This window comes from Stieleria sp. (assembly GCF_041595215.1).
Lineage (GTDB): Bacteria > Planctomycetota > Planctomycetia > Pirellulales > Pirellulaceae > Stieleria > Stieleria magnilauensis.
Window position 1 is genome coordinate 1 of the sequence record NZ_JBFHKV010000115.1, and the last position, 12,566, is coordinate 12,566.

Below are 12,566 nucleotides of genomic sequence, written 5' to 3' on the forward strand. Positions count from 1 at the left end.
CTGGTTTTGGTACAAACCGACCAGCCCGACGAACATGCCCTTGTTTCCCGTCACGATCAGTTTGGCTTTACTGCCTTCGATCGATTGCGGTTGATACGTCGGCTCGCCGTAACCACCCGAGGCGACGATCAAGTCGAACCCGGGAACGTCGACCATCAACTGTTTGGCGACGTCTTCGTCACCGAAAAATGTCAGCACGCGGAAATTCGCTCCCGCCGCATTCATCTCTTTGAGGACCGCTTCGGCGGATGCCTTGATCGGCTTCAGCGTCACATCGGATCCCAGCGGTGCTTCGAGCGCATCGGGATCCAGGATCGACGTCAGCCCGATGTTCCACTCGCCGCTGCGAACGATCTTGTGGCTGGGCAACAATTCGGGATCCAGCAAAATTAAATTTGCCGAAACGTACATCGCGTTTTCGGGTGAATCGGCATAGGTATGCGCGATCAAATCCGTCGGGCTCAGCCGCAGGTCATCGGGACCAAACCCGACCGCCTGGTACTTCATTTGAGTCAACGCGCTGGACGATTTTTCGAACTTGATCGCCGCTTGTTGGCCGATCCGGCGGATCTGGTTGCCGGCATCGATGGGCACCAGCGGCCAACCCATCTCACGCAACTGGTTGATGAATGTGAAGCGACGGGCGACGCCGCCTTTCTGGCGATCCAGTCCCGTGCAGCCACACGGTTCGATGTAGCCGTGTTGGTCGCCGGTGACAAACAGCACCGCATCGGGCGTCTGCCATTTGCGGAAATCCTCGGGGCCGTCTGCTGCTCCGACCAACCCGATCTCCGTCGCCGGGTCGATCAGCGCGGGCCGCTCGGCGATTTCCTCTTTCCCGGCGACGGATTCCATCGCCGCGTTGGGGGGCTGCGTTTGAGTTTTCTGGGAGCCTTCGATTTCGGCGGCAATGCGGGCCACCGGCGCCGACTTTGGATCGTCGCTGCGTTCCGAGCCTTCGCGGATTCCTCGGGGTGTGGGAATCAGTTCGGCTTTGACCTCGGGGCGTGCCGGGGGCGTCGGGATCACTTCCACCGGACCGGCATCGGAGGCGCTTTTGCCGGCCTCTGCCTTGTCCGCTCCGTCGCTGCCGTCGCCATCGGCGAATCCGGCGGGAACATCGGGTAGGGCGGGGGCCTGGACCAACAGAATTCCACCTGCGGTCCGGTCAGCGGTTTGATTTCGGTTTCGCGCCGAATCAAAACCGCCAAAATCCCATTGGATCGGTGTGCGCGAGCGGTTGGCAAAACTCGCCAGCCGAGACTGACCGCCGACACGACGCGACGGCGTCTGTGACTGGATCGGCGCGTCGATTCGCAAATCAGGGCGAACCGTGCCTTGGGTGCGAGCCGCCAAGGCGGCCTCGACTTCCGCCTGGATCGGGTAAACCGTCACCGGCGCGACGTCCGGTTCGCTGCAACCACTGGTCGCGAGGATGCCGGCGATCAGGACGCCGGCCGATAAAACCAAGGCCTGACGAAAAGCGAATCGTTTCAATGCGGTGACGCCGCGGCGTGGGCTGGGGAGCGGAAAACACGTCGGCAGGAAGTGGACTATAGGTTTCACAACACCATCCGAAGATTTGCCGCAGCCAGGCTGCGACGGAGGCTAGGGTCTCGGTTCGATCAAAACTTTAATCGCCACTTTCATGCGGCTCACCTTCGGATTATCGGACTCTATCCATAGCCAACCGAAGTCGTCCTTGTTTTTACCCAGCAAGTCGATTGTCTGATCGCCGGGTTTTAGCGTCAGAACCAGCGGGAAAAGCCTCATTTGGCCTTTGCCCAGGGGCGCGGCAAACTTTGCCTCAATCACGTCGCTTGGGTAAGTCTCCCCAATCGTAAGGTTTGTCGAGTCTTTCTCGCTACCCTTGAGAACCACAAGACATTTTTTCTCAAGGTCGTCGTTGGCATCCAAACGGCCCAGGCTCCAAATGTACCCCCCGCCGTCGGTGCTCTTCATGGCCGAAGACTCGATGATCGTCAGCGCGCCCATCACCCGTCCGGCGCACTCGGCGACCGCAACGTAGGTGTCCTCGGAGGCTTCGGGATCCGTTTGACTGTCCGTCGCGGCGTCACTCGATTCGTCGCTGAGTTTCTTGAAGCTTACCTGGAGATTGGTGACTAGCGGCCCCTGGCGCAGACCAGGTTGGACGCGGACGGTGACGCGAAATCCCTGACGGGCGTTTTGGTGAGAGCCATCGGCTTCGGTCACTTCGAAGGGCTCAAACTCGACCTCGGACAGATTCGTCAGCTCCTCGCTGCCAAATTTCGCCGACAGGGGCTCAATGTCCGTGGCGTAATAGTTGTACATCTTGGTCGAGAATTCAAACGGTTCGGCCGCCGGCACCTCACCGAAGGCAATCTGCTTCGGATCGAATTCGATGTCGCTGATCACCAAGCCCTGAACCACCAGACGAATCGCGGGCTGCAGCGGATCGTTGGTCCGCAGCTCCGCCGATTGCTCAAATGTCGTTTTGTCGCCCGAAACGGTCCACTCCAGCTCGATCGGTGTGGATTCGCCGGGCGCCAGTTCGTTGTTCTTCAAGGACCCGAGTGTACATTTGCAGGTCGACGCCCCGAGCTCCAAACGTAGCACGCCATCGCCGACATTCTTGACGATGAATTGGTGAGACCCCTTGGAATTCGGTGACATCGCACCGAAATCGTGCACCGGCTCTCCGGCCAACTCGGCTCGAGCAGCCGAATCGCTGTGATATTCCTTCAGCTTTGCCATCACGTTGTCGGCCGTCACGCTGCCGTCCATCGTGATTTCACCGAAATACGCCTCGCGGTGGCCGTATTCCATGTAGTTCATCGTCCAAGCACCGGTGGTTCCGATGACAAACGCGAGACCGAGCAAGAGCCAAAATTTATTCACGATCAAACCTATTCGACGAGATTCTCTATTCCGAGGTTTCGTTGTTACGGTTTGGCTGTGAATCTGGTTCGCCGCCGCCCCCAAGTCGCTGCTGAAATCGATCCTTGATCGATGCCGAGATTGGGCGCCGCCGCGCGGCCAGACCCATTTTTTCAACCACCAGAATCTGCTGCAGTCCTAAATCGCGGACGACGTTGCCGCCCAACGCCGACAACCACCGTGCCTGTTCGGCCAATTCACGCGCCCGCGTCAGGTCGGAACGTTCGTGGGCGATCATCGCGGCTTGGGCGACCAACGACAAATCGGTCGGGCTGTTTTCCAACGCCAGCGCAATCAGACGCTCGGCGGATTCCAAATCGGCTGTTTGACCGAAACATTGATACAGGTGCAGGTACTGCTCGCCGGCCGCCCGCAGCATCGTCGGGTTCACACCCGCCCGATCCAGGGAGGTCTCCAGCGAGGCGACCCACTGAGCGCGAACTGCCGGGTCGTTGCCGAGTTCCACCAGCCGGCCACGCAAGAATTCCGAACGCCAACGCGGGGCCTCAAATCCCCAGTCGTCGGCTTCCACTGCACGGCGACTCTCCGATTCCACCCGGGAAAGCAACCCCCGCCGCGCCGCATCCTCGGCACGCAGCAGGGCAAGCTGTGACTGCTGGACGGGGATGATCGATTCAGATCGAAGGCACAGCAACAAGACCGCGCCGACACTCCAAGCAACGAGCGCCGATTTCCCTCGCCGTTTGCTGTCGACGGCTGTCGAAGCCCCTGTCGGCAACGCTGTGAAGCATTTCTTCTCTGCGTTTGACGAGGTGTTAGCGGCAGGGCGCAAGCCCTCCGGTCCCTCATCGTTCCCGAAACACCGGAGGGCTCGCGCCCTACCGCTAAAAAATGCTTTACAGCGTTGCCCTGTCGGGTTGCCACGATCACCAAGCCGGCCGACGGTGCAGAGCGAACCGGTGGCCATCCAGATCACCATCGCCACGCCCGGAACCGTCCAGCCGCCGGAGACGGTCAGATGGGTCATCATCGCCAACAGGATCGAACTGCCCAGCAAACGCAGCTGCGCGGTCGACGCGTCACGCAACGATCGATGCGTCAGCCACCCTGCCGCGACGGCAACCGGCACGGCGAACACACTGGCCTGCAGGTCCGGCAGCTGACCGGAAATCAAAGCAAAGCTCCACACCAACCCCAGCGACGCGCAGGCACCGCCGATCATCCAGCGCGAAACCACATGCGTTTCGCCCGCCAAGCTGTCTTCGATCACATCATCGCTTGCGTCCGTCCCAGAAGTCCCGGCACCCGTCGCGGTGCGCCGACACGTCATCAGGCAGGCGATCGACGCCAATGCCAACAGCCAGCCGCCGACGAAACCGCCGGCTGCCAGCGTCTCGAACAAAAAGTTGTGCGGGTCGGCGATCGACTCGTTGGCGATCGGTAGTCGATAGCGCAGATACATCGCCTGGAACCCGCCCGGGCCGGCTCCCACGATGGGATGATCCCACAGCAATCGCGCCGTCGCTTTCCAGTACTGCAATCGAAATTCGAGTGATGCCGGCGCCGCGGCCATCCACTCGTCGTCGCCCCACAGCAGCAGGGCAACCAGGACGACGCCGCTGATCGAGAGGGCCAACAGCGCCGCGCCGGCAAGCAGCCTGACGCGTTTGACTTCGCCGGACCGCCCGCCTCGCATCCAGATCCACAGGCCGGCCAACAGGCAAGCGACCAACGCGCTACGGCTGCGGGTGGCAAACAACGCTGCAACGCCGAGCACCGAGAGGAGCAGCAGGAACGCACGACACCAACCTGAGCGGACGTCGGCCCCCGATTGATTCACAGTGCTACCGTCGCGGAGCACGGCCAGCGGCGCCAACACGGCGACCAGCAATACCGCCGCCAACGAATTGGCCAACGCGAACGTGGCCGTCGGGCCGCCGTCGAGCAATCGGTTGGCAAACACCATCCGCTGTGCCGATCCGGCCGGTGCGTCGACGCCTGCGGACTGCAGCACGGCATCGGGGTCGGCCAGGTACTCGGCCCGGATCTGGGGCAAACTGATCCATTGCTGATGCAACGCGTGCACCGCCATGCCCGTCGCGACGGCACAGCACAGCGAAAACAGGGCAGCCCGGTTGGGACGATCAACCAACAAGCGTCGCGCCGCGGTCAACACGGCGGCTGCGGCAATCCAGACCCAAGCTTCATTGGTCGCTTGGCGCAGATTCCCCGGCGGGCAGGACGCCAGCGCCGCGATCATCATCCAAGCCGCCAACGTCCAGACCAGAACATCCAGCGTCAATCCGTTACCCAATAGCGCCGAGACCGTACGTGGATCCTTCGCCGAACCCGGTGGCCGCAACGCTTTGATGTAGGGCTGCGTCGCCATCGTCAGCGTCCACACGATCAGCGACAGCGCGCAAAACCACAGCGCATCACCGGATTCAACCAGCACGCTATCGCTGGGAAAGTACGCGACATAGATCACTTGCCCGCCCAACACGGCGGCGGCAATCCGTCGACACCAGATCGCCCACATCGGAGTCTCACCGGTCAGGCTCTCAGCCGTCGGCGGCGGCGAGGCTGGCGGCGGCGAGGACGCGACCACTCCGGCGGCCGTCGGTTTTCGCGGTTTTAATCGTTGCTTTGTTTTTGCCATCCGGTCGATTCCAAGATCACGACCAACAACAACATGCAAGCAACAATTCCCAGCACCGCGACCGCTTGCAGCACACTGACGTGCACCAGCAACAACGCCGCCAATCCGCAGGTCGCGGTGACCAGATGAATGGTCAGAACGGCTTGGGTTCGGGAAAGCCCCAAGTCAACGAGCCGATGTGAAAAATGGCTGCGGTCTCCCACGAACACACTGCGGCCTTCGCGGATGCGTATCCAAAGCACGGTGGTCATGTCGTACATCGGGATCGCCATCACGCACAGCGGCGCGAGCACCGCGTGCGGACGCGGCGGGCTGGCAAAGGTGGCCATCAACATCGAAACGGCGATCAAAAAACCGACCAGATAACTGCCCCCGTCGCCCATGAAAATCTTCGCCGGCGGGCGGTTGTGCCACAAAAATCCCAACAGTGATCCGGCAACCGACAACAGCAATCCGGCGACAAACAGCTGCGGCTCGGTCGAACCAGGGCTCGGCGTGGTCAGCATCACCGCAGCCATCGCGGTGGCAATGATCGCGGCCACACCTCCGCTGAGCGCATCCATGTTGTCCAGCATGTTGAACGAATTGATCACCGCCACGATCCAAACCACCGACAACAACTTGGTCAGCCAGGCCGCGCCGATGAACGCCGTGAAACCGAAATCCAAGTAATACACCACGAACGCCGCGACCGCGAATTCCACGCCCAACCGCAACAGCACGGGGGCGCCGCGACGATCGTCCCAGATCCCCAGTGCAAACAGCACCGTGGCCGAACCGAGCAGCCACCAGAGCTGCGCCAGACGCGACGAGATGCCGTCGAAATAGCCCACGATCGATTCGGGCAGCGTGCCGGCGACCGCCGGGATGCGATTGGAAAACAAGACCAACGCGGTGCCCAGCGTCATCGGGATCATGATGCCCAGCCAGATGCCGATCCCACCGCCCAGCGGCGTTGTGCGGGTGTGGGTGCTATGGCCGACCGGTTCGGCGACCAAGCCCAGTCGCACGGCGTTGCGACGCACCGGATACAGACTGACCAGACTGATCGCCATCGGTGGAATCACCGCCAAAGCAATCAGCCATCCGATCAGTGCGTTTTCCAAGAGATTATTTGCCCGTGAATTCGCGTTCGACGAACTTGGTGTCGTGCTTGCCCGAAACGAACTCGGGATGCTGAAGCACCTTTTCGTGGAAGCTGGCGGTCGTCGAAATGCCCTCGGTTTGGATTTCAGCCAACGCGCGGCGCATCGTCGCGATCGCTTCTTCACGCGTCGGGCGATGCACGATCAGTTTGCCGATCATCGAATCGTAGTGCGGCGGAACGGTGTAGCCGCCATAGACGTGTGAATCGAATCGCACGCCCAGGCCACCGGGCGCATAGAACTTGGTGATCTTTCCGGGGTTGGGCATGAAGTTCTTGTCGGGGTTCTCCGCGTTGATGCGGCACTCCAGCGCGTGTCCGGTCACGACGATCTGATCTTGGGTAAACGACAGTTCCTCACCGGCGGCGACGCGGATCTGTTCTTTGATCAAATCGACGCCCGTGATCATTTCGGTCACCGGATGCTCGACCTGGATTCGCGCGTTGACTTCGATGAAGAAGAAGTCGTCGTTCTGGTCGACGATAAATTCGACCGTCCCGGCGTTGCTGTAATTGGCGCCGCGAATCATGCGGACGGCGGCGTCACAAATCGCCTTTCGCTTCTCGTCGGGCAGATTCGGGCTGGGGGCTTCTTCGATCAGTTTCTGGTGACGACGCTGGACACTGCAATCCCGTTCGAACAAGTGACAAACATGACCGTGTTGGTCGGCGATCACTTGGACTTCGACGTGACGCGGGGAGCCGATGTAGCGTTCCAGGTAGACGCCGCCATTGCCGAACGCCGCTTGCGCTTCGGTGCGGGCTTGGGAGAGCGCTTTCTCGAGTGCTTCGGCGTTTTCAGCAACCCGCATCCCTTTGCCGCCGCCACCGGCGGTCGCCTTGATCAGCACCGGAAACCCGATCTTGTTGGCCGTCGCGATCGCCGCCTTGTCGTCTTCGATCAGTCCATCGCTGCCGGGCACCACGGGCACCTCGCTGGCAATCGCCATCGAGCGGGCGGTGTTTTTGTCGCCCAGCTTCTCCATCGCCGACGGACTCGGACCGATGAACTCGAATCCGCTCTCGCGGCAGACTTCATTGAAATGCGCGTTCTCGGCCAGAAAGCCATAACCGGGGTGAATCGCATCGACATTGCTGACCTCGGCGGCCGCAATGATCTGGTCGATCTTGAGGTAGCTTTCGGAGCTTTTCGGTCCGCCCACGCAATACGCTTCGTCGGCCAACTGGACGTGCATCGAATCGGCGTCGGCGGTGCTATACACGGCGACGGATTTAATACCCATCTCGCGGCAGGCGCGGATGATTCGAACCGCAATTTCGCCGCGGTTGGCGATCAATACTTTCTGAAACACAGCTTTCTCTGACGTACCCGGAGGTGGTGCGGCGCGGCGACGTGGGGGAATCGCGGTCGCGTTGAATCCGACGGTTGGCACCCCGGCGACCCGGTGGCGACGGGCCGACGCGATGACTGAAAGGCCGAGGGGTGATTAGGGGTTGGGTTGAATCCGGAACATCGGCTTTCCGAAATCGACCGCTTGTTGATCGGCCACCAAGACTTCGAGGACCTTGCCGCTGCATTCGGCGGGGATCTCATTGAACACCTTCATCGCCTCGACGATGCAGACGATCGTGTCGGGGCTGACCATCTGTCCCACTTGGACGAACGGTTCTGACTCGGGGTTCGCCTTGGAATAAAACGTCCCGACCATCGGAGCGTTGATGGTGATGGATCCGTCGTCGACTGCTGCCGATGCAGCCGGTGCCGCCGCCGCGGGGGCCGCCGGTGCCGGAGCCGCCACCGGGGCAACCGGCGCCGGACCACCGCGACCGAGTTTGATCCGGTCGTCACCCTGTTGCAAATCCACCTCCGTCAAATCGTGCTCTTCCATCAGCTTCACGATGTCACGGATGCGTTCCAAATCGAAGACGTTGTCGCCCGGTTGTTTGCCTTTGCTCATGCCTATCTCGATCGCGAAAAAAAAAGATTGGGCGAGGTTTTACAGGATCAGCCCACAATCATCGAGTCCCTTTGGCATTTGACTGAGAACCTCGTACCCAGTCTCTGTCACCAAAACGTCATCCTCGATGCGGATTCCGAATTCGCCACCAAAATACACGCCCGGCTCGACGGTGATCACCATGCCTGGGGCAAGAACGTCCTCGCTGACCGCCGAAAGTCGCGGCATTTCATGGATTTCCAGTCCCACCCCGTGGCCGAGTCCGTGCACAAAGTATTCGTCTAGTCCCGCCTTTTTCAGGACATTTCGTGCCGCCGCGTCCACTTTTGACGCATCGACGCCAGGACCAATCGCATCAATCGCTGCAAGCTGAGATTCCAAGACGGCTTCATAGGCGGACAAAAAACGCGCCGGCGGTTTTCCGAAATGGAAACTGCGGGTCATGTCGCTCGCGTAGCCCCCCAGCTTGGTGCCCCAGTCGACCAGCAGCGTCGAATAATCGCCGATCACCGTCTGGGTGCTGCGGTAGTGCGGTTTCGCACCCCCAGGTCCGGCGCCGATGATCGGTTCAAAACTGAACCCGGTCGCGCCCAGCCGCCGAATCGTCGACTCCAACTCGTAGGCGATCTCCTGTTCCGTCCAGTCTGGGCCCAGCTTGGCCAAAATCGATTCGAGCGCCCGCTCGTTGATCCGCACCGCGCTGCGCAGGATCTCGATCTCTTCGGCATCTTTGATCATGCGATGGCCGACGATCACACCCGAAGTCTCGATCCACTCGACATCAGGCAGGTGCTTTTTGAACTGACTCAGCTGCGCAACGGTCAGCTGGTCGGCCTCAACCGCGATGCGAGTCGCTCCGGATCCGGCCACGACTTGGGTGAAGAAATCGATCGGCTTTTCCGCCGGCGATTTGATTTCAACGGCCAACCCCGGGCACTCCTCTTCGAGCTGCTCTTTGTAACGACCGTCACTGAGCATCGTCTGGCCGGTCGGTTTTACCAACAGTGACGAACTGTCGCCGGTAAAACCGGTCAAATACGTGACGTTGATCTCGTTGGTCACCAAGAACGCGTCGGCTTGCAACGTCGATAGCTGGCCACTGAGTTTCCGGATTCTGTCGTTCATCAATGATTCTGATTCACACGGTCGAGATGTTGTTGGTTGACGTGAACGTGCAGCCGCGGGTGTGTCTCGAACAACCAATCCCACCCCGACTGCGTCACCGCGCTATCGTCCAGATAGAGCGACTGGAGTTTGGGCAGCGAAGCGATCTGCCGCAATCCCTGGTCGTCGATCGGCACACCGATCAGGTGCACGTTTCGCAGACTTTTGAGCCCCGCGACCGAGGCGGCCGTGTCGGATCCCAGTCGCGCCCCACCCAAACGCAGGTTGCGTAGATCCGGCAACGCCGCCAACTCGGCGACCCCACTGGCCGTCGCGTCGCAGTGGGGCAGGTTCAGAATCTGAATCGAAGCGCACCGGGCAATCGTCTTCAGGCCCCGGTCGGTCACCGGCGAATTTCGCAATCGCAAGTGCCACAGTTGGGGCAACACGGCGATCGATTCGATCCCCTCGTCGCCGATCACGCCGGCATCCAGTTGCAGCACTTCCAGCCAATCGTCTCCGCGGGTCAATGCCTTCAGCAGACTGTCGTCGATCGGCGTTTGCGACAGTGCGATTCGATCGGAATGCCCCGAACGTCCGCGGGCGAGTTGGCTGGCAAAGTCGACTTCGGCTGCCGCGGCGACTCCCGTCTGCTCCGCCGGAACCGGGGTTGCCGATTGATCACGACAGCCGATCGACGCCGGCAACGCGATCAGGCTGACAGCGACCAGGGGGACGACCCATCGTTCCGGTTGTCTGGAGGCGAGTCGTCTGGAGGCGAAAAACGTCCTGTTCATGATCGACCCGGAGAGTCCGTTTCTCCCAGCACCACGTCCTCGTAAAGTTCCCCAAGCAGAAGTTCCAGTGGGATTTCCTCAATCCGGATCACGGCATCAAGCCCGCTGACGATCGATCGGTGAAACGCTTGATCGCCACCCGCTTGCCCGTCGCGCTGATAGACGACCGCTGAGTACGACGACTGCTCGACCAAGACATAACCGGCTAACGACGGAATCTCCAAGTAGGCCTCGCGTTTTTCCCCCTCGTCGATTCGGCGAGTGGTCTCCGAGATGACCTCGACGATCAGTACGGGCTCGTCTTGAAACGATTCACCCGGGGGGGGCGTCCGGCAAACGACCATGGCATCGGGATAATAAAAGCGTGTGCCCGCCGCGGTTCGGATTCGTACTTTGGTGTCCGAATTGAACGCCCGGCAGGCGGTTCCCCGAAGTTGGTTCGCCAGCGCGACGGTCGCGTTCGTCGCGATCGCATGGTGGCGGTTGGTCTCGCCGGCGTGGGCGGAGACGATCCCTGCGACATATTCATGACGCTGGTCAGCAAGCTCCTCACCAGCCAGGTAGTCTTGGACCGAAATGAAATCGTGTTTTCGCACCGTACTCATGTTGTCGAGTCTAGGCTCTCGATGCGTTGGCCGCAAACCATCTCTGTGACCGGAACCGATGCCGTCATGGTGTGTTTGAACGTTACGGCAAACCGAAAAAAACGGGGCGGAATGCACGCGCTGGCTGGGCGGGATTTTAACGGTGAGCTACAGTTTAGGGACCACGCTTCTTGCCCTCCCATCTGATCTCTCCGGCGCTATGGCAACTCTCCGATTGACCAAACACAACACGGCGATGCTCACATCGGCGATGACGTTGGTCAATGCGATTTCTGTCGACGCGATCGTTTTGCTGCTCGAAGGGGCGACCGATTGGCAGCGTTTGGCCGAGCTGATGGCCAAGAATGGATTTGATAAACCCCTGATCGTCGCCGTCGACTCGATCGAAGAATTGGACGGGGCCGCCGAAGCCGGACTGAAACCGGTCGCGCTGAACAAGGAAAAAGCACCGCTGTTGGAGCGGTTGCAGCACGCCCTGCTGGAAGCGGCTGCCGATGAGTTCATCAAACCCAACGACGAAATCGTCGCGATCTATGGCGGATTCACCTCCGGCCGCCTGGACTCCATCAGCCATCTGAAACTCGACGAGCGGATGCGTCGGCTGACGACACGCGACCTGCAGTCACTCGAAAGCAGCGTCCCGCTGAAAACGTTGAAGGTCGTCGTCGATCTGGCCGTCCAGATCGGTGTAGAAGGTCGCGAAGGCAAACCGGTCGGGGCGTTGTTCGTCGTCGGCGACACCCGCAGCGTGCTCAAACATGCCAGCGATAGCGGCGTCGATCCGTTCCGCGGCTACAACAAGAAATCACGCAACCTGTTTGACGCCAGGGTTCAGGAAGACGCCAAAGAACTCTCCCAGTTGGACGGCGCCTTTCTGATCAATTCCGATGGGACGATCGAACGCAGCCGTCAAATGCTGGAAGTGCTGCACGAAGATCTGAACATGTCCAAGGGGCTGGGGTCACGCCACTGGGCCGCCGCCGCGATCACACGCCGCACCAAAGCCGTCGCGATCGTCGTCAGCCAGTCCACCGGCACCGTCCGGCTGTATCAAAACGGGTTCCTGAAGATGCAGATTGAGCCGATGGACAAGGGCATCAAATGGCAGGAAATCTCGTTCAAGCCTCCGAGCGCCAGTGGCGATGACTGATGTCTCGCGACAACCTCTACTCCTTGCCGCGTGACCGTGTCGGGCAGTTTCAGTTCGACGCCGATGTTGCCGACGTTTTTCCCGACATGATCTCGCGATCGGTCCCCGGATACGCGTCCATCCTCTCGGTCATCGAACAATTGGCCGGCCGATTTGTTCGCCCCGATACCAACGTCTATGACCTCGGTTGCTCGCTCGGCGCGGCGACGCTGCTGATTCGCAACCAGGCCCCGTCGAACGCCACGATTCACGCGGTCGACAACTCGTCCGCCATGATCGACCGACTGAGGAAACGGCTGGACCAGGAA

9 protein-coding genes and 2 pseudogenes are annotated in these 12,566 nt (G+C 60.6%); 2 read left to right on the forward strand and 9 right to left on the reverse strand.

Annotation, left to right across the window (positions count from 1 at the left end; translation table 11 throughout):
* From ABX749_RS06865 to ABX749_RS06905, 9 genes and pseudogenes are all read right to left on the reverse strand, one after another.
* Positions 1 to 1,566: pseudogene (locus tag ABX749_RS06865) on the reverse strand (hypothetical protein); the annotation flags it as partial.
* Positions 1,567 to 1,608: 42 nt separating this feature from the next.
* The gene (locus ABX749_RS06870; RefSeq protein WP_372895317.1) at positions 1,609 to 2,880 is read right to left on the reverse strand and encodes a DUF1573 domain-containing protein; all 1,272 of its coding nucleotides are present in this window, start codon (positions 2,878 to 2,880) and stop codon (positions 1,609 to 1,611) included.
* Between the two features lie 25 nt (positions 2,881 to 2,905).
* Complete coding sequence (locus ABX749_RS06875) at positions 2,906 to 5,539, reverse strand: O-antigen ligase family protein (RefSeq protein WP_372895318.1); 2,634 nt, start codon at positions 5,537 to 5,539, stop codon at positions 2,906 to 2,908.
* Positions 5,515 to 6,594, reverse strand: coding sequence for an MraY family glycosyltransferase (locus tag ABX749_RS06880; RefSeq protein WP_145222396.1), 1,080 nt, complete (start codon positions 6,592 to 6,594; stop codon positions 5,515 to 5,517). The genes ABX749_RS06875 and ABX749_RS06880 overlap by 25 nt, the downstream gene beginning before the upstream one ends.
* 55 nt (positions 6,595 to 6,649) lie before the next feature.
* Positions 6,650 to 7,996 (reverse strand): acetyl-CoA carboxylase biotin carboxylase subunit, encoded by a 1,347-nt coding sequence (gene accC / locus ABX749_RS06885; protein WP_372895319.1) that lies wholly within the window; start codon positions 7,994 to 7,996, stop codon positions 6,650 to 6,652.
* Between the two features lie 135 nt (positions 7,997 to 8,131).
* Positions 8,132 to 8,602, reverse strand: a complete 471-nt coding sequence (gene accB / locus ABX749_RS06890) for an acetyl-CoA carboxylase biotin carboxyl carrier protein (RefSeq protein WP_372895320.1) — start codon at positions 8,600 to 8,602, stop codon at positions 8,132 to 8,134.
* A 39-nt stretch (positions 8,603 to 8,641) separates the two neighbouring features.
* The gene (locus ABX749_RS06895; protein WP_372895321.1) at positions 8,642 to 9,727 is read right to left on the reverse strand and encodes a M24 family metallopeptidase; all 1,086 of its coding nucleotides are present in this window, start codon (positions 9,725 to 9,727) and stop codon (positions 8,642 to 8,644) included.
* On the reverse strand, positions 9,727 to 10,503 hold the full coding sequence (locus ABX749_RS06900) for a hypothetical protein (RefSeq protein ID WP_372895322.1): 777 nt from the start codon (positions 10,501 to 10,503) through the stop codon (positions 9,727 to 9,729). Before ABX749_RS06900 ends, ABX749_RS06895 begins: the two co-directional genes overlap by 1 nt.
* Positions 10,500 to 11,108, reverse strand: coding sequence for a Uma2 family endonuclease (locus ABX749_RS06905; RefSeq protein ID WP_372895323.1), 609 nt, complete (start codon positions 11,106 to 11,108; stop codon positions 10,500 to 10,502). The genes ABX749_RS06900 and ABX749_RS06905 overlap by 4 nt, the downstream gene beginning before the upstream one ends.
* A 199-nt stretch (positions 11,109 to 11,307) precedes the next feature.
* Here ABX749_RS06905 and ABX749_RS06910 point away from each other — a divergent pair, with 199 nt between their 5' ends.
* Positions 11,308 to 12,258: a DNA integrity scanning protein DisA nucleotide-binding domain protein gene (locus tag ABX749_RS06910; protein WP_372895324.1), complete on the forward strand. Its 951-nt coding sequence runs from the start codon at positions 11,308 to 11,310 to the stop codon at positions 12,256 to 12,258.
* Positions 12,258 to 12,566, forward strand: a pseudogene (locus ABX749_RS06915) (carboxy-S-adenosyl-L-methionine synthase CmoA); the annotation flags it as partial. The gene ABX749_RS06910 and the pseudogene ABX749_RS06915, both read left to right, overlap by 1 nt.